Below are 17645 nucleotides of genomic sequence, written 5' to 3'. Positions count from 1 at the left end.
ACCAGGGCCGTGCGCGAGCGTCCGGCGTCGGTGGACTCCGGCGCTGTCGCGAAGCGCTCGGGTGTGTGTCCGGGGAACGAACGGCGCGCTTCGGCGTGGCGTCGGTGTGGTCCATCAAGCGTTTCAACAGGGGGAAACCATGAGTAGAGTCATTGAACGTGTTGCCTTTCGCATTCTCCGGCCTTTGGCGTCGTCGAGGTGTTTGGATGCGTCGCTTCGGGTTGCTGCCGATCAATTGTGGGGCGCTGCCGAATACGCGTTGTTGGTAGGTCAAGACGATGATCACGAGCAATTGCATTCGATCGCGTGCGCGGTCTTCTCTGTGATCAATACCATCGAACCCGAAACCCAACGAATCGAGCTGTTGGAGCTTCTCAAGCGCTATCGGCTCGTTGCGGAGCAGCCGACCAAGCCGCAAGCCATCGCGGCCTGATTGGCTTGTTACGTTTTTCCTCCCTGCAACCCTGCGAGGCCCTGACCATGTATCTCCATCCCCAAGCCCCCGCGCTTCGATCGCTTCCGCCCTATCGCTCGGTGTTCGGCGTCTACTTCGACAGGCTCGGCGGCATCTTCCGCCCCGCGCTCTGCGTGCACATCGAACGCGACTTCGGTATCGGCCCCTTTGGCAACGAGCCGACTTCGGTCCCGGTCGGCTTCTGTTGTCCGCTTCAAGCGCGTGACTACTGGGCGGACTTCGAGCTCCTGGCGTTTCCCTGATCGGACCGGTTGACCCGGGGCATCTCAGCCCCGGATCGTTTCTCGGGACGAGCGACGCCCCCCGAACCCCTCTCCCTGAAGGCCCCTCTTCACAACCGCACGTGATAGGCCCATCCATGCCCGTTGTGACGTGCCTGTCTGTTGTGCCCTCTGCACTCGATGACGTCAGCATGACCCTAAAAGGCCGTCCCTCCTCGGCTGAGCGTCGATCAGCTCGGTGAGGATCGTCTATAGAAGTGTCGATAGCTCCTGCGTCTCCTGTGAGGGTGACAGCGCGAGTGATCGATGCTCAGACGATGGCACGCCCTTTCAGCACGTGGCGAACCGTGCTCTACCGATGCGATATCCGGAGCATATAGACCTTGCAGACCGACCCAACGCGGCGTAGCCGCTCCACGTATGGACCCCGAAGGGCTGCGCACCCTGAGCCCCGTCCTGTTGCCTCACCTTCCCTACCCTAACCGTCTTCCGTCGCATTCTGGATCGCGATCCGCTCGGGCGGCTCCGTCCAGAAGTTCAGCCACAGGCGGTTTCCGGGCGCGAAGGCTTGTTCCATGCCACACGCCCGACAGTAACCGTCGATGACCTCGATCAACGCCACCTTGCTTCTGGGTTCAAGGTTCATCGTGCGTTCCAACAGCAGCTTCAGGATGGCGTCGGCGTCCATCTTGTCGGTGTCCATCAACAAGGCATCCGGTGAGCAGCTGAAGGCATCCATGAGCTTCTGCAGCGTCGACAGCTTCGGGTCTCCTTCGTCCTGCTCAAGCTTCGACAGATGACCGACCTTGATGCCGGTCCGCTGGGACAGTTGGAGCAGTGTCCAGCCGTTGTCTTGGCGCATGCGCCGAATGTTCTTCCCGAATGACATGCTGGCTCCCCTGGTTGGCCTTGCGCGGTATGCCAAGGTCTTTACGGGGCATCATAACCGGACATTTTGACCGTGTAGGGGTTGCCTACCTTCGCAGGGTCGGTTAGATTTCCCTTCCAGTGGTATTGACAGGGATCCGGGGACGATGGCGACGCGGTATACATTATGCGAAATCATGCTGATCTCGTAGGATGAGTAGAGCTTCAGCGAAACCCATCCTCCAAACCGCCGCGTTGCCGGGTTTCGGTCCGATGCGCTTGGCGCGGGCTGGATGGGTTTCGCTGAGGCTCTACCCATCCTACGCGTATTACAGCTCGCGCGTCGCAAGGAACCGCACGTCGGGCCAGCGCTCTTGGGCGAGATCCAGGTTGACGCGAGTCGGCGCCAGGTAGACCAGCTGGTCGTCGCCGTCCAGTGCGAGGTTCTCGTAGTTTTTCTCCTTGAACTGTTCGAGGCGTTTCGCGTCCTCGCAGACGACCCAGCGCGCGGTCTTCACGTTGGCGGGCTCGAACAGGGCCTCGACGCCGTACTCGTCCTTCAGGCGATAAGCGGCGACATCGAACTGCAGGATGCCGACGGCGCCCAGGATCATGTCGTTGTTCTTGAGTGGCCTGAAGACCTGGGTCGCACCCTCCTCGGAAAGCTGCACCACGCCCTTTTGCAGGGCCTTCATACGCAGCGGATCCTTGAGGACGACGCGACGGAACAGCTCGGGGGCAAAGTACGGGATGCCGCCGTATTTCAGCTCCTCGCCCTCGCTGAAGGTATCGCCGATCTGGATCGTGCCGTGGTTGTGCAGGCCGATGATGTCGCCCGGCCAAGCCTCTTCCACGTGGCGACGCTCGTCGGCCTGGAAGGTAATGGCGTTCGCGACCTGAATGGTCTTGCCGATGCGCACGTGACGCATCTTCATGCCCTTCTTGTAGCTGCCCGAGCAGACGCGCAGAAAGGCCACCCGGTCACGATGTGCCGGGTCCATGTTTGCCTGGATCTTGAAGACGAACCCGGTAAAAGGCTCTTCGGCGGGATCCACCGGGCGTTGCAGTGTTGCGCGTGGACGCGGTGGCGGTGCGTACGCGACGAAGGCGTCGAGCAGCTCGCGCACGCCGAAGTTGTTGATCGCCGATCCGAAGAAGACCGGCGTCTGCCGACCGGCGATGTAGGCATCCAGATCAAGCGGATGGCTCGCACCCTGGACCAGCTCCATCTCGATGCGCAGCTCGTCGGCCTGGTCGCCGAGCACCTCGTCCATGCGCGGGTTGTCGATCCCTTGAATGACCTCGCCTTCGGTGATACGCCCGCCGTGCTGCGCGCTGAAGAGATTCGTCCGATCGAAGCGCAGGTCGTAGACGCCTTTGAAGCGTTTACCCATCCCGATCGGCCAGGTGACGGGCGCGCATTGGATCTTGAGAATATCCTCGACCTCGTCGAGAACCTCGATGGCGTCGCGGCCCTCGCGGTCGAGCTTGTTGATAAAGGTCAGAATCGGCGTGTTCCGCAGGCGACAGACCTCCATCAGCTTGATGGTCCGCTCCTCGACGCCTTTGGCCACGTCGATGACCATCAGGGCGGAATCGACCGCGGTCAGCGTCCGATAGGTGTCCTCCGAGAAATCCTGGTGCCCGGGGGTGTCGAGCAGGTTGACGATGCTGTCTCCGTAGGGAAACTGCATCACCGAAGAGGTCACCGAGATGCCGCGTTCCTTCTCGAGCTCCATCCAGTCCGAGGTGGCATGCCGAGCCGCCTTGCGTCCCTTCACCGTCCCCGCGAGCTGGATGGCACCCCCGAACAGCAACAGCTTCTCGGTCAGGGTGGTCTTGCCGGCGTCCGGATGGGAGATGATGGCGAAGGTACGACGCCGGTTGAGTTGGTCTTGAAGCTCGCTCATGGGGGATCTGTGCAGTCCGGGCTGCGTGCGACTAAACCGCGGAATTATAGACTTGAAGCGCCTGCTCTTCACCTAAAGCGCGCGTTCGCGGTTCAGGCGAACGCTCCGGTCGGTATACTGCGGGGTCCGGGTGCGCGCCACCGCGCCGCACCATCACCCGAAACAGATGATTCGAGCCGATTAGACGATGCAAGAAGCGACGATGCAAAGAGCCTGCGCCGAGCCCGCCCTCCCCCTCGCCTTGCGCCTCAGGGCCATGACCGAGCGGGATGTCGAGACCGTCTGCGCAGCGGATCGCGCCGCTTACGAGCACCCGTGGACGGAAGGCATCTTCCGCGACTGTCTGCGGGTCGGCTACTCCTGCTGGGTGGGCGAGCTCGACGGTGAGATCGTCGCCCATGCCGCGATGGCGGTCGCCGTCGGCGAGTGTCACATTCTCAATCTCTGTATCCATCCCGATTGGCAAGGCCGAGGACTCGGCCGCCGCCTGCTCCGCCATCTGATGACGTTCGCACGCACGCGCCGGGCGGACAGCGCCTTCCTCGAGGTGCGCGCGTCAAACAGCCGTGCCCGTGCGCTTTATGCCTCCGAGGGATTCTGCGAGATCGGCCAGCGGCCCGGCTATTACCCCGCCGCCAAGGGGCGCGAGGACGCGGTCGTGCTGGCGCGCGCGCTGTAGCGGGTGCTGGTGGACTGCGCTGCGCTTGTCCACCCTACGGCGCTTGTCCATACGGCTTCGCCCGCATCAATCGATCAACATCCCCTTGATCATGAAAAACAGCATCGCCGCCATGAGCGCGGATGCGGGCACCGTGATCACCCACGCAGCGACGATCTTGAGCAGCTGGGAGCGTTTCACCAGCTCTTGGCGATAGACCTTGCGCAGGCTTTGGCGCTCGAGCTTGGAGAAATGGGCCGGGTCCATGCTGCGCTTGGCCTTGCGTTTGAGCTCGCGCAGCATGCGTCCCTTCTCGTTGATCGACGCCTTGGCGAATTTCGCAAGGAAGGCATCGATGGCGGCTTGATCGCCCTCGGGATGATGCGATTTGATGGTTTCGAGCATCCGGGCGTATTGACTCTTGAGATACTCGCGCAAAAAACCCACACCGAAGACCGCGCCGACGGCGACATGCGTCGTGCTCACCGGAAGTCCGAGCTGGCTGGCGAGGATGACCGTCACGGTTGCCGCCATCGCGATGCAGTAGGCGCGCATCTGGTCGAGCTCGGTGATCTCCGAGCCGACCGTGCGGATCACCTTCGGCCCGTACAGGCCAAGTCCGATCGCGATCCCGAGCGCGCCCACGATCATGACCCACAAGGGGATCGGTGCCGCCGCCGTGATCTCCCCGGTGCCCGATCCGACGACCTCGACGATCGCGGCAAGCGGCCCGACGGCGTTGGCGACATCGTTCGAGCCGTGCGCAAAGCTCAGCAAGGCTGCGGCGAAGATCAGCGGCACGGTAAAGAGCTGATTGACTCCTTCCTTGGAGTTGCCGATCCGCCGGGCCTGACGTTCGATGATCGGGCGGGCGCCCCAGAAGACCAGCATCGCCAGCACGACGCCGACGCCCAGGGCCTGCTGGATGTTCACGTTCCAGATCCGATTCAGCCCCTTGAGCATCAGGTAGGTGCCGAAGGCGAACGCCATGGCGGCGACCAGATAGGGTACAGCCTGACGCGAGGAGGCAACCAAGTCGGTGCGGTAGGTGATGGTGCGCTTGATCAAGTACAAAAAGCCGGCGCCGATCGCACCTCCCATGACAGGCGAGATGACCCAGCTTGCGACGATCTTCGCCACGGTGTCCCAATCGGCGATCCCGAGCCCGCTCGACGCGATCCCGGCACCCAGCACGGCGCCGACGATCGAATGCGTGGTCGAGACGGGCGCCCCCATGACGGTGGCGATGTTCAGCCACACCGCGGCGGCCAAGAGTGCCGCCATCATGACCCAGACGAAGGTGTCGGCGCTCGCGATGAGGTTCGGGTCGATGATGCCGCTGCGGATGGTCCCGATCACCTCGCCGCCCGCGATGATCGCTCCGGCCGCCTCGAAGATGGCCGCGATGATGAGTGCGCCGCCCAAGGTCAAGGCCCTCGAGCCGACCGCCGGACCCACGTTGTTGGCGACATCGTTCGCGCCGATGTTCATCGCCATGTAGCCGCCGATCATGGCGGCGATCACGATGAAGAGACTGCCGCCGTGCGTGACATCGACCCTGACGACGGTGTAGAGCATGACCCCGATGATGAAGAGCAAGCCGATGCCGAGGCGAAAGAGCTGTATCCGACCCTTCTTGGTCGCCTTTTCAAGCTCGTTGAGGTGTGTCAGCTCCATGTTCCGATCCGCATGCCGATGAGTCGCGCTGCATTGTTCCAGAAATAGAACCGTAACCCAATCGTCATGAACGGGCGCTCGCGCGCATGCGGATCCCGAGATCAGCACCATCAAGGTGCAAAAAGGACCGACCTGATCCGGATCATGCCGAGGTCGATTCGTTTGAAAGCACACGAAAACGACCGTCAATCCAACAGCGTTTCGGGCTATAGTTGAGGCCGTTACTCGGCTCCCGTCTCGCTTCGGGCTGCGCCAGCCGCCGAGTCGGAGTACAGCGCAGCCCCTCCGCGTTGCCGGTCTAACCTACCCTATTCATCCGGGGATCGCTCTGATGTCGCAAAAGCTCATGGTAACCGTCGACGGCAACGAGGCTGTGGCCTACGTCGCTCACTTGACCAACGAAGTCATCGCCATCTATCCCATCACGCCGTCCTCGAACATGGGCGAATGGGCGGACGAGTGGTCGTCGCTCGGGATTCCGAATCTTTGGGGCACGATCCCCGATGTCGTGGAGATGCAAAGCGAGGCCGGCGCGGCGGGCGCGATCCATGGCGCGCTGCAGGGCGGCTCGCTGGCGACGACCTTTACGGCCTCGCAGGGTCTGCTGCTGATGATCCCGAACATGTACAAAATCGCCGGGGAGCTGAGCCCGACAGTCTTTCACGTCTCGGCGCGCTCGCTCGCGGCACAGGGCCTGTCGATCTTCGGTGACCATTCGGACGTCATGGCCTGCCGCGCTACCGGCTATGCGATGTTCTGCTCGGCGTCCGTCCAAGAGGCGATGGACTTCGCGCTCATCGCCCAGGCCGCGACCCTGGAAAGCCGCATCCCCTTCCTGCACTTCTTCGATGGGTTCAGAACCTCGCACGAGGTCGCCAAGATCGAGCAGGTCTCGCACGAGACGATCCGCGCACTGATCGACGAGGAGCTGGTAAGCGCCTGCCGCGCGCGGGCACTGAATCCCGATCATCCCGTGATCCGCGGCACCTCGCAGAACCCGGACGTCTATTTCCAGGGGCGCGAGACCGTTAACCCCTACTACGATGCCGTTTCCGGCATCGTACAGCGCACTATGGACCGCTTCGCCGCGCTGACGGGCCGTCAGTACGGGCTCTTCGAGTATGTCGGCGCACCCGATGCGGAGCGCGTCATTCTGCTGATGGGCTCCGGGATCGGTGCCGCACAGGAGGCGGTGGAGCATCTCGTGGACGACGGCGAGAAGGTCGGCCTGATCAAGATCCGGCTCTACCGCCCCTTCGATCCAGGCGCCCTCCTCTCCTCCATCCCGGTCACCGCCACGCGACTCGCCGTGCTGGATCGCTGCAAAGAGCCGGGTGCCGACGGCGAGCCCATGTATAAAGACGTCGTCACCGCACTCGCCGAAGCCTTCGCCGACGGCCGTGTCGCCACCATGCCGCGCGTGGTCGGCGGACGCTACGGGCTCTCGTCCAAAGAGTTCACCCCGGCCATGGTCAAGGGGATCTTCGACGAGCTGGCGGCTCCCAAGCCCAAGAACCCCTTCACGGTCGGCATCATCGACGACGTCGGGCACACCAGCCTGGCCTGGGATCCGGACTTCAAGCCGGCGGCGATGGCGGGCGTCACGGCCTGCGTCTTCTTCGGCTTGGGCTCGGACGGCACCGTCTCGGCCAACAAGAACTCGATCAAGATCATCAGCGAAGAGACGCCCAACTTCGGTCAGGGCTACTTCGAGTACGACTCCAAAAAGGCCGGTGCGGTCACCATCAGTCACCTGCGCTTCGGCCCGAAGCCGATCAACAGCACCTATCTGATCGGCGAGAACGAGGCGAGCTTCGTCGCCTGTCATCAGCCGACCTTCCTAACGCGCTACGACATGCTCGACCATGCGCGTCCGGGCGCCGTGTTTCTTCTGAACTCGCACACCCCGCCCGATCGGATCTGGGACGAGCTCCCGCGCAAGATGCAGCAGGCGATCATCGACAAGGGTCTCTCCTTCTACGTTATCGACGCCTACGGGATCGCAGGCGCTACCGGCATGGGGCGGCGCATCAACACCATCATGCAGACCTGCTTCTTCGCCATCTCCGGCATCCTGCCCAAGGACGAGGCGATCGCCCACATCAAGCACGCGGTCGAGAAGACCTACGGCAAAAAGGGTCAGAGTCTGTTGGACCGCAACTACAAGGCGATCGATGCCGCACTCGCAGGGCTCCATCAGGTCAGCGTCCCGGCTCAGGTCACCAGTGCATTCGAGCGCCCGCCCGTGGTGCCGATCTCGGCACCCGACTTCGTGCGCAATGTGACCGCCACGCTGATCGCCGGCAAAGGCAACAGTCTCCCGGTTAGCCTGATGCCGGCCGACGGCACCTGGCCGACCGGCACCACGCGCTACGAGAAGCGCAACATCGCCCTCGAGCTGCCGAAATGGGAGGACGACCTTTGCACCCATTGCGGAAAATGCCCGCTGGTCTGCCCTCACGCCGCGATCCGCGCCAAGGTCTATCCGGTCGCGCTCACCGACGCGGCACCGGCGAGCTTCCAGCACGTTCAGATCAAAGGCAAAGACTTCCCGGCCGATCATCACATCACCTACCAGATCGCTCCGGACGACTGCACCGGCTGCGGCCTCTGTGTCGAGGTCTGCCCGATCCGCGACCGCAAGGATCCCAACCGCAAGGCACTGAACATGGTCCCGGCCGAGCAGACGCATGCGGACGAGCAGGCCAATTGGGACTTCTTCCTGACCCTACCGGAATACGATCGCACCAAGCTCGACGGCACCAAGATCAAACACGCCATGATGCTCGAGCCGCTCTTCGAGTTCTCCGGCGCGTGCGTGGGCTGCGGCGAGACGCCCTACGTCAAGCTTGCGACCCAGTTGTTCGGCGACCGCATGCTGATCGGCAACGCCACCGGCTGCTCCTCGATCTACGGCGGCAACCTGCCGACAACGCCCTACACCACCAACCTCGAAGGCCGCGGTCCGGCCTGGAACAACTCGCTGTTCGAAGACAACGCCGAGTTCGGGATGGGCTTGCGGCTCGCCATCGATAAACAGGCGGCCCATGCCGGCGAGATCATCAAGCGGCTGGCACCCAAGATCGGCGAAGATCTCGCCGATAGCTTGCTCACCGCCGACCAATCCGACGAGGCCGGGATCTTCGAGCAGCGCGAGCGCGTGCTCGCGCTCAAGGAGAAGCTCAAGGGCATCCCGGACCTGGATGCACGCACCCTCGAGGCCATCTGCGACCAGATCGTCAAGCGCAGCGTCTGGATCATCGGCGGCGACGGATGGGCCTACGACATCGGCTACGGCGGCGTTGACCATGTGCTCGCCAGCGGGCGCAATGTGAACCTGTTGATCTTGGATACGGAGGTCTATTCCAACACCGGCGGCCAGACCTCCAAGGCGACCCCGATGGGCGCGGTCGCGAAGTTCTCGGCGGCCGGCAAACCGACATTCAAGAAGGATCTCGCCATGATGGCGATGGCCTACGAGAACGTCTATGTCGCCCAGGTCGCCTTCGGTGCCAAGGACGTGCAGACGGTTCGCGCCTTCATCGAGGCCGAGTCCTTCGACGGTCCCTCGGTGATCATCGCCTACTCGCCGTGCATCGCTCACGGCATCGATCTGTCCCATAACCTGCGTCAGCAGGACATGGCGGTCAACTCGGGACACTGGGGCCTGTTCAGGTTCGACCCGCGCCGGCTCGCCGCGGGCGAGAATCCGTTGCACATCGACAGCAAACCGCCGAGCATTCCGTATCGCGACTTCGTGTCCTCGGAGACCCGTTTCAGCGTCCTCACCCACACCCATCCGGAGGCCGCCGAGCGCTATCTACAGCTCGCCCAAAAACACGTCCAGACCCGCTTTACGCTCTACGAGCAGTTGGCGCACCTGGCCGTGCAGAATGCACCCGCGCCGGCCGCAAAAGAGCCGACACCGAAAGCGTCTTAAACCGCGCCCGGTGCGATATGCGTCGTTTTATGGATTGGCTTGGCCGCGCCAGCTCCGACAACTGCTGGAGCCAGCGCGGTTTGAGCTATTCATTTTCGACAATCGCCGGGAGCCGCGGATCGCGGAAGCAGAGGCATCGCGCCTCCGCGGGGGCCGGGTTAAGTCGCCCCGGCCCCCGACCACGACCACTCCAGCCGATCACCGACGGGCGACCCCTTATTCCTTGCCGGAGCAAACCCTATGGATCTCACGACCAACTATCTCGGGCTGACGATCAAGAATCCGCTGGTCCCCTCCGCCTCGCCGCTGTCCAAAAGTGTCGCCATCGCGCGCGAGCTCGAAGACCACGGCGCCGCGGCCATCATCATGTGGTCGCTCTTCGAAGAGGCCGTGACCGCCGAATCCGAGAGCATGGTGCGCTTCCTGCACCATCAAGACATCGGTTTCGGCGAGGCCGAGAGCGGTTTTCTGCCCGTTCATCATGACTTCGAGGGCGCGCTCGAGCGCTATCTGGACAACATCCGCAAGCTCAAGGAGGCACTCGATATCCCGGTCATCGCCAGTCTCAACGGCGTCACGCCCGGAGGCTGGATCAAACACGCCACCGAGCTGCAACAGGCCGGTGCAGATGCCCTGGAGCTCAACGTCTACTATGTCGCCGGGGATGTCACCCAGACCGGGCTTCAGGTCGAGGAGCGTTACCTCGAGCTCCTGCGCGAGCTGCGCGGACACATCCAGATCCCGATCAACATGAAGCTCTCCCCGAGCTTCAGCTCCATCGGAAACTTCGTCGGCCAGGTCGCCGCCGCCGGCGCCAACGGTGTGGCCCTCTTCAACCGCTTCTACCAGCCCGACATCAACATCGACAGTCTGCGTCTGCAATCGAGCCTGCACCCCTCGACCTCCGCCGAGGCCCTACTCGCCATGCGCTGGATCGCCATCCTCTACGGACGTTTCGACGGCCTCTCGCTCGGTGCGACCGGCGGCGTGCACACCTCCGCCGACGCCATCAAGCTCCTGCTCGCAGGCGCCGACGTGGTGCACCTGTGCAGCGCGCTCCTCGGCAAGGGACCGGCCTACACCGCGCAGATCCTGGCGGGCATCCAAGACTGGATGGAGGAGCAGGGATTCGAGTCCGTGGACGACTTCCGCGGCCGCGTCAGCGCCATCTCGGTCCCGAACCCGGCTGAGCTCGAGCGCGCCAACTACGTCAACATCCTGGACAGCTACAGCTTCTCGCCGGGTGTGATGGTGTAGCACCTTAAACCTTGATGAAGGCGTAGGATGGGTAGAGCGACAGCGAAACCCATCCTCCAAACCGCCGCGTTTGCGGGTTTCGGCCTGATGCCCTTGGCGCGGTCTGGATGGGTTTCGCTGTCGCTCTACCCATCCTACTGGTTTCGGTAGACGACGATGGCCGGAGTCAGGGGTAAAGCCAGACAAGGAACAAGGGGCGGCTGCGCTTGGTCTATCATTGAGTTTGAATATCAAGAGATTCATCCTGCCCGGAGACGCCGATGCCGCACCGACCACGCACCGATCGACAGGGTCCGTTTCGCGTCGACCAACTCCGCGAGGGCGACCGCTACGAGCTCTCCAGCGGTCACCCCATCTATTGCGAGCCCTCCGGGCGCGAGCATGCCGGAACGAATCTGATCGGCGCAGCGGCGCTGGAGACCGATCCGGATGTCGACTGGGCCGGTGTCGATGCCGGCTTCACCCCGGATTCGGGTACATTGCGCGCACCCGACGTCGCGATCGGTCCCGCCGGCGCGGAACGGGGCTGGATCCCGGGCGCGCCGCCATTGGCCGTTGAATATGCCGCGCGCGGACAGGACGAGCAGGAGTTGCAGGACAAGATCGCGGAGCTGCTGCAAAGCGGCACCCAGCAGGTCTGGGTGGTGCGTCTGATTGGTCCGCGACGGGTCGAGGTCTATCGGTCCGGCGAAACGATGCGCCTAGTCGGTCCGGGCGAGATCCTGAGTGCACCTGGTCTGCTGCGTAACCCGGTCCCGATCGAGGCGCTCTACGACCGCGATGCCGCACATCGCGCAACGCTTCGCAATCTGCTGCAGCGCGAGGGTTACGAGAGTTTAGACGCCGTGCGCCAAGCGGGAGTCACACAAGGCATCGCCGAGTCGATCCTCGCCTTGCTCTCCGAGCGAGGGCTCGTCGTCGACCCACCGTCCCGCGAACGTATCCTGGGCGAGCAAGATCCAGAGCAGTTGAGGCGTTGGCTCATCGCTGCAACGCAGGTCCAAGAGGCACCGAGTCTGTTCGATCAGGACATCTGGAAACCAGAACAGTAGGTTGAGCAAAGCGGCGACACCCCCGGGATAGACGACTTGCAGTCGTCCTCTTCAGCCGGCCCGACGGCCCGCGAGGTCGCGGTCAACGCGACGCACTCGAGAACTGCGCTGAACGCGCTTTGGCATCGGTGTCCGTTTTACTCATACGTTCGCGATCGTCCTCTCCTTTCAGGTGTTGCCCGACGCGACGGTCGTGCGAGCGAGGCCCGTGGAAGAGGACGACTGCAAGTCGTCTATCCCGGGAGGGTGTCGAGAAACCGCTCGACAGGCACGCACTTGGGCACCAACCGACCGCTCGGGCCGGGCAGCATCAACACCACCTGACGGCTCTGCTCCGGTCCATGACTCACATGGATCGGTTTGTCGTTGCCGTAGAAGTACAGCCGATCGAAGGGCGTTTCGGCGACGACCCAACGCGCCACCTCGAGCATATCCTCGTCCTCGACCAGAAAATCTACGGCGGCCCCCAGACGCGGACAGATGGGATGACCCAGCCGATTGCGCTCGTGCGCCGCGTGCTGATCACGCTTCGGATCGATGCGCCCCGGAATCGCCTTCGCGAGCGGTGCGGAGCAGAACCCAAAGGTCAGGCGGATCATCCCGAAATACTCGATCACCGGATCCAGCACCTGCGCGGCCAGATCACACAGGGCCGTGTAGCTCTCGGGTTGCTCCGGGCGGTTGGCCAGCCCGGTGGCGGCCTGCGTCTCGCCGCATTCGACCAATTGACGGTAGGTGAGAAAACGCCCGCAGGGCGCATCCGGCTCGGGGATCGTCCGCGAGCGCACCAGGGCGCCGTCCGCGATCGTCCAACGTTGTCGCTCCAGCAACGCATCAAAAACACCCGGCGCCGGCCCATAGCCTGACGACGGCAGCACGCCGAGCGTGTCGAGCGCCTCGTCGAACGCCAGCTGTTCCGGGTACCCGTCGCACTCCTCGTTGAGATAACGCGCCTTGCGATACAGATACGGCGGCTCGAAGTCTTCGCCATAGGCGAAATAATCGATGTCCTGCTCGCGCAGCTTGATCTTGACCCGTTCGACCATCCGCGGCAGCGCCCTGCCCTCGAAATCGTCGTACCGCATCAAGCTGAGCTTGCCCGAGCCGATGTGAATCTTCACCAGATCCGCCTCGCGGATGTCGCCGTAAAGCATCGACGCGGCCCCGACATAGACCCGCAAGAGCGCCGGCAACTGCTCGACCAATCGACTGTGCAGTTGCAGCGAGGCGCCCGGATCGAGCCATCCCAGCCCATGTTCGGCGGCGGATCGGCAGGCGGCGGCGATCGCCTCGGTGTCGGCGATCCGAAAGAGTTGAAGGCGGCCGGCCTCCAACGCGGCCGGGTAGTCGCCGAAGAATGCCTTGATGTCGCGCTGCAATCCCGCGTCCAGATGCTTGTAGGCACGCCGTCGACTGAACTGCTGGAGCGCGAAATAGACCTCCAGGTCGGCGATGCGCGCTTGTTCGGCCTGCGCCAGTGCGGCCTCCCCGTCCTCCTGTCCCTTCTGATCGACGAGGAAACGCAACGCCTTGCCGAGACTGCCGAAGCCCTCGATCAAGGGCAGCGCGTCATCGACCTCGCTCTTGTCCGGCGTGCGCCCCAGACGCAGCCAGGTCTCCCAAAGGCGCTCCAACGGCTCACGATAGGCGTCGTAGCGCTCTGCGGCACGATCGCGCTGAGCCGGCCGCTCGCGCGGGGGCGGCGCGGGGCGTGTGCTCGGCACCCTGAGACGATTGCTTCTGCGGCTGTAGCGCTCCACAAGAAACCGCTGCTCCGCGTCCTTGTCGCGGAACACATAGAGCACGCCCGGCGCGACCGGGATGGGTTCCTCGTCCAGCACCTGTTCGAGATACGCCTTGATCTCGGACTGGGAGTAATAGCGCTGGAAGGTGCCGCGCTGCGTCATGACGCCGTCGCGAAACCGCTCCCCGCGCGGATTGTTCTGATTGGCGAGCATGACCGACACGACCAACAGTCGCTCGGCGAGCGACCAGGCTCGCGTCAAGGCCACCAGCCGCTCGTCGAAGTCCTCGATCACGTTGATCACGAAACCGAGATTGACGATATCGGCCGAAGCAATCGGTTCGTCCGGCGCAAAATAGGGATCCCATCCGGAGGCGGTCAGCCCGTTCTCGCGCAACCCGCGCACGTCGTCGCCGCGTCCGCAGCCGTAGTCGAACAGACCATAACGGCCGTCGAGAAAGCCATGCCGCGCCAGCGTCTGCAACGGCGCGGAGAAGCCGTAGCGGACCATCGCCGTGCGGTGTCGCGCCGCCTCCCAATCGAGCGCGCCGCCGAGTCCGACGACGTCGCGAGACAAGGCGCCGCCCTCCCCCGCCTCGGTCAAGTCCCCGTCGGTGGACTCGCCCGCGGCACCGTCGAGGTTGCCGATCGGAACCAGCGTATGCCCCTCGATCCGGTACCCGGCATCCGCGACCAGCGCCTCCCACTGACGCCGATAACCGATGCGCTTGGGGTCGTCGAACAGCCCGATCGACTCCGCCTGCTCGGTCAAGGCCGCATACTCGGCGCGGCCCGGATGATCGTCCTGCAGCAACAGCTCCTTGCGATGCAGGATGGGCGGATTCAGCGAATCCTCGTAGGTGCGATAGCCCGTCTCCCCTGTAGCGCGATCCACACGCCAACTCTCCTTCAGTGCCGGGAAGGGGCTCTCGAAAAAGCCCGGATAGTTGAGAAAGGCCACCTCGGAGCCGTCCACGGCAACGCGCACGACATTGAATGCGGGCTCGACCGACGCCCGAAGCATCTTCAACGCCGCGGCCACGCCAGTCGTCAACTCAGGCTCGGCGCGGTCCAGTAGCGTTTGATGCAGGTAACGCCGTCCCGCGACCGTTTTTCCGGAACCCATCGGTTCGTCAGTCCCCCGAGCTCATCGTCGGATCCGACTCGGGAGCCGGCCAGTGGATCTCCAGACCATCGATCACGCCGACAGGGGTCTGTCCTTCCAGACCCTGCACATCCGGCTTCCCGTAAACACCGTCCGCACCGAGCCGATAGATGGTCAGCACCCGATCGACCGGGTGCAGCAGCCAGTATTCGCGTACGCCATGACGCTCGTAGAGTGCCCGCTTACGGACCTGATCATGGACCGCGCTGGACGCCGAGAGGATCTCGACGATCCAATCCGGCGCTCCGCGGCAGCCCTTCGCATCGAGCTTATGCGGATCGCAGATCACGGCGACGTCGGGCTGCACCACCGTGTCGACCCGAGCGTCGGCCTCGTCGTGCTTCGGCAGACGCACGTCGAAGGGGGCGACATAGACCCGGCAGCCGCTGTCCGCGAGCTTGGGGTGGATCTGCGCAGCCAACTCGACGACAAAGTCCTGATGCATTCGCGTCGGCGCGGGCGCCATCGCAAATGCTTCACCGTCGATCAGCTCCCAACGTTCGTCCTCGGGCCAGAGACAATAATCTCCGTAGGTGAAAGAACCGGTTTTGAGTGCGGCTTGAGGCATGGCAGTTTCTCCGTTGAAACAGCATCGGCACCGGGCGATCTTGATCATAACGCCGACAGGCAGGCTGGACGAGCGAGAGCAACGTAGAACAGAATTACATCGAACGCATCGGCTCAGCACCGATTACGGCACAAACGCGACCCAGCAAGCGTGTTCACCCAGGCGCTCGAACCGTCTCGCGGCGACTGCGCACCACACCGGAGCAGACGACAAAGCCTGATCGAGAGTGTCTGATATAATGACGACTCGCGAGGGCTTTCGGAGAACAACGACGTTGCTGGATCCGAAAGGCGTATCGGCCAAAAACCCGCATGGCTCGGCCGTACAGACGCTCGGCACCCTCATCAAGGTGGTCATCGCCGCCATCCTCGTCAGCCTGACCCTCACCGTGCTGATGATTCTGCACGTGGGGCGTATCCAAGACGAAACCGCTGCGGAAGCATCGCTGCGACAGTTCGACGGGCTGCTCCTCATGACGAGCCGCCACCTCGCCAACCACGTCAGGGATTATGCCTATTGGGACGAAGCCATCGAGCGTGTGCTCGTTGCGCGCGACACGGAGTGGTGGGACGACAACCCCGGTCAGTATGCGCTCTCGACATTCGACCTCTCCCTCACGCTCGCCGTGGACGGCAGTGACCGGATCTATTTCATCTCGACCCCCGACGGAACCCGAAGCGCGCCGTCCGACCTCACCTTCGGTCCGTCCGCGAAGGCGTTGCTGAACACGGAGCGGCGCACCCCCGCCTTCTTGCCTCTCCAATCGGCAACAACGGGGCTTATCGAGCTGAACGGAACCCTGTATTTGGCGGCCGCCAGCCGATTCCTCCACGAAGAGGATCTCGTCTCGCCTGCCGAAGCACCCGGCGCAGTCATGCTCTTTGCGCTCGCGTTCGATGACACGGTTCTTCCGGAGCTCGGCGATATCATGGGCGTCGTCGGACTTGTCCGCGATGCCACACCTGAATCCGGCAAGGTCCGCATGCCCCTGTCGCTCATGGACGGAACCCCCGCGGGAATCCTGACCTGGACGCCGTCGGCGCCCGGCGGATCCATGATCGCAAGCGTGTTGCCCATCGCGCTGCTGGCCTTCTCGAGCGTTGCCGGATTGACCCTGCTGTTCGCCTTTCGCGCGCGCAGCCTCGCCCGGCGCCTGTCCGCCGACGAGAACGAGCGACGCGAACTGGCACAGCGTTACGAATCCATCCTCGAGACCGCCGGGGACGGCATCTTCGGTATCGACCGCGACGGGCGCATCCTGTTCGTCAACGCCGCAGCAGCCACCATGCTCGGCCTGCCACGCACCGAGATCCAAGGACAAGACGCCAACCGCTTGCTCCTGTGCCGACCTGCGGCTGGCCCCGTCGATCAGGCCGACGAGGCACCCCTGCTGCGCGCACTGAGAAGCGGTCGCGCCGAGGTCTCGGACACCGATTGCTTTCGCCGTGCGGACGCCAGCAGGTTCCCCGTCGAATACGCCGTCACGCCCATGCTGCTCGGGGAGACCCCGACCGGCGCGGTGGTCGTCTTTCGCGACATCACCAAACGGCGGCAAACCGAAGAGGAGATACTCTATCGCGCCAATTTCGACTCCGTCACCGGTCTGCCCAACCGCAACCTCCTTTTCGAACGCCTGAATCAAGAGCTGAAACGGGCCCGCCGCGAGGCCACGCGCATCGGGATCCTCTTCATCGACCTCGACGACTTCAAGCAGGTGAACGACTCGCTCGGACACGACGCGGGCGATCTCCTGCTGCGTCAAGTGGCCGAGCGCCTTCAGCGCTCCGTACGCGAAACCGACACCGTTGCCCGATTCGCCGGGGATGAGCTCGTGGTCGTCATCGCTCAGATCGTGGATCGGGCATTCCTGGAGACGATCTCCGAGAAGCTGCTCCAAGTCCTTCGGGAACCCTTCTCGATCGGGGATGAAAACGTGCGCATCGGGGGCAGCATCGGAATCGCCATTTTCCCGGACCATGGCGACGATGCGCAGGCGCTGCTCAACCGGGCCGACCTCGCCATGTACCAAGCCAAGGCTGCCGGGCGGGGGACCTATCGGTTTGCTGTTGTGGCCTAAACCGCGTCCAGAGCGATATGCGTCATTCTCACTT

At 63.6% G+C, this 17645-nt stretch carries 12 protein-coding genes; 7 read left to right on the top strand and 5 right to left on the bottom strand.

The features are described 5' to 3' along the window. Positions 1 to 202 precede the first annotated feature (202 nt). On the top strand, positions 203 to 433 hold the full coding sequence (locus BDD21_RS20335; protein WP_120798711.1) for a hypothetical protein: 231 nt from the start codon (positions 203 to 205) through the stop codon (positions 431 to 433). Between the two features lie 47 nt (positions 434 to 480). Further along, on the top strand, positions 481 to 717 hold the full coding sequence (locus BDD21_RS20330; RefSeq protein ID WP_120798710.1) for a hypothetical protein: 237 nt from the start codon (positions 481 to 483) through the stop codon (positions 715 to 717). Between the two features lie 457 nt (positions 718 to 1174). Here BDD21_RS20330 and BDD21_RS20325 read toward each other — a convergent pair whose 3' ends face one another. Together BDD21_RS20325 and BDD21_RS20320 are read right to left on the bottom strand one after the other, a co-directional pair. Further along, on the bottom strand, positions 1175 to 1585 hold the full coding sequence (locus BDD21_RS20325) for a helix-turn-helix domain-containing protein (RefSeq protein WP_120798709.1): 411 nt from the start codon (positions 1583 to 1585) through the stop codon (positions 1175 to 1177). Positions 1586 to 1892: 307 nt separating this feature from the next. Then, positions 1893 to 3473 carry a peptide chain release factor 3 gene (locus BDD21_RS20320; RefSeq protein WP_120798708.1) on the bottom strand — a complete coding sequence of 527 codons (1581 nt, stop codon included), beginning with the start codon at positions 3471 to 3473 and terminating at the stop codon, positions 1893 to 1895. A 202-nt stretch (positions 3474 to 3675) separates the two neighbouring features. On the opposite strand from BDD21_RS20320, the gene rimI reads away from it, so the two are divergent. Next, positions 3676 to 4152: a ribosomal protein S18-alanine N-acetyltransferase gene (rimI, locus tag BDD21_RS20315; RefSeq protein WP_120800041.1), complete on the top strand. Its 477-nt coding sequence runs from the start codon at positions 3676 to 3678 to the stop codon at positions 4150 to 4152. 66 nt (positions 4153 to 4218) lie between these two features. On the opposite strand, the gene BDD21_RS20310 is transcribed toward rimI, so the two are convergent. After that, complete coding sequence (locus BDD21_RS20310) at positions 4219 to 5808, bottom strand: inorganic phosphate transporter (protein WP_120798707.1); 1590 nt, start codon at positions 5806 to 5808, stop codon at positions 4219 to 4221. 331 nt (positions 5809 to 6139) lie between these two features. On the opposite strand from BDD21_RS20310, the gene nifJ reads away from it, so the two are divergent. From nifJ to BDD21_RS20295, 3 genes are all read left to right on the top strand, one after another. Next, a complete protein-coding gene (nifJ, locus tag BDD21_RS20305; protein WP_120798706.1) occupies positions 6140 to 9748 on the top strand; it encodes a pyruvate:ferredoxin (flavodoxin) oxidoreductase in 3609 nt (1202 codons plus the stop codon). Positions 9749 to 9988: 240 nt separating this feature from the next. After that, the gene (locus BDD21_RS20300) at positions 9989 to 11005 is read left to right on the top strand and encodes a dihydroorotate dehydrogenase-like protein (RefSeq protein WP_120798705.1); all 1017 of its coding nucleotides are present in this window, start codon (positions 9989 to 9991) and stop codon (positions 11003 to 11005) included. A 260-nt stretch (positions 11006 to 11265) separates the two neighbouring features. Then, on the top strand, positions 11266 to 12057 hold the full coding sequence (locus BDD21_RS20295) for a Uma2 family endonuclease (RefSeq protein WP_120798704.1): 792 nt from the start codon (positions 11266 to 11268) through the stop codon (positions 12055 to 12057). Between the two features lie 233 nt (positions 12058 to 12290). Here BDD21_RS20295 and BDD21_RS20290 read toward each other — a convergent pair whose 3' ends face one another. Together BDD21_RS20290 and BDD21_RS20285 are read right to left on the bottom strand one after the other, a co-directional pair. Continuing rightward, the gene (locus BDD21_RS20290) at positions 12291 to 14927 is read right to left on the bottom strand and encodes a DNA phosphorothioation-associated putative methyltransferase (protein WP_120798703.1); all 2637 of its coding nucleotides are present in this window, start codon (positions 14925 to 14927) and stop codon (positions 12291 to 12293) included. 7 nt (positions 14928 to 14934) lie between these two features. After that, on the bottom strand, positions 14935 to 15534 hold the full coding sequence (locus BDD21_RS20285; RefSeq protein WP_120798702.1) for a Uma2 family endonuclease: 600 nt from the start codon (positions 15532 to 15534) through the stop codon (positions 14935 to 14937). 274 nt (positions 15535 to 15808) lie between these two features. On the opposite strand from BDD21_RS20285, the gene BDD21_RS20280 reads away from it, so the two are divergent. Further along, positions 15809 to 17611 (top strand): sensor domain-containing diguanylate cyclase, encoded by a 1803-nt coding sequence (locus BDD21_RS20280; protein ID WP_170164841.1) that lies wholly within the window; start codon positions 15809 to 15811, stop codon positions 17609 to 17611. The last annotated feature ends 34 nt before the right edge of the window (positions 17612 to 17645 follow it).

Origin of the sequence: Thiocapsa rosea, assembly GCF_003634315.1 — a bacterium.
Lineage (GTDB): Bacteria > Pseudomonadota > Gammaproteobacteria > Chromatiales > Chromatiaceae > Thiocapsa > Thiocapsa rosea.
Note: the sequence above shows the minus strand (reverse complement) of the source record. Positions and strands in the feature narration are given on the sequence as shown.

Coding starts and splice junctions, on each gene's coding strand:
- BDD21_RS20330 (WP_120798710.1), top strand. CDS start 481: ATGTATCTCCATCCCCAAGCCCCCGCGCTTCGATCGCTTCCGCCCTAT.
- BDD21_RS20325 (WP_120798709.1), bottom strand. CDS start 1,585: ATGTCATTCGGGAAGAACATTCGGCGCATGCGCCAAGACAACGGCTGG.
- BDD21_RS20320 (WP_120798708.1), bottom strand. CDS start 3,473: ATGAGCGAGCTTCAAGACCAACTCAACCGGCGTCGTACCTTCGCCATC.
- rimI (WP_120800041.1), top strand. CDS start 3,676: ATGCAAAGAGCCTGCGCCGAGCCCGCCCTCCCCCTCGCCTTGCGCCTC.
- BDD21_RS20310 (WP_120798707.1), bottom strand. CDS start 5,808: ATGGAGCTGACACACCTCAACGAGCTTGAAAAGGCGACCAAGAAGGGT.
- nifJ (WP_120798706.1), top strand. CDS start 6,140: ATGTCGCAAAAGCTCATGGTAACCGTCGACGGCAACGAGGCTGTGGCC.
- BDD21_RS20300 (WP_120798705.1), top strand. CDS start 9,989: ATGGATCTCACGACCAACTATCTCGGGCTGACGATCAAGAATCCGCTG.
- BDD21_RS20295 (WP_120798704.1), top strand. CDS start 11,266: ATGCCGCACCGACCACGCACCGATCGACAGGGTCCGTTTCGCGTCGAC.
- BDD21_RS20290 (WP_120798703.1), bottom strand. CDS start 14,927: ATGGGTTCCGGAAAAACGGTCGCGGGACGGCGTTACCTGCATCAAACG.
- BDD21_RS20285 (WP_120798702.1), bottom strand. CDS start 15,534: ATGCCTCAAGCCGCACTCAAAACCGGTTCTTTCACCTACGGAGATTAT.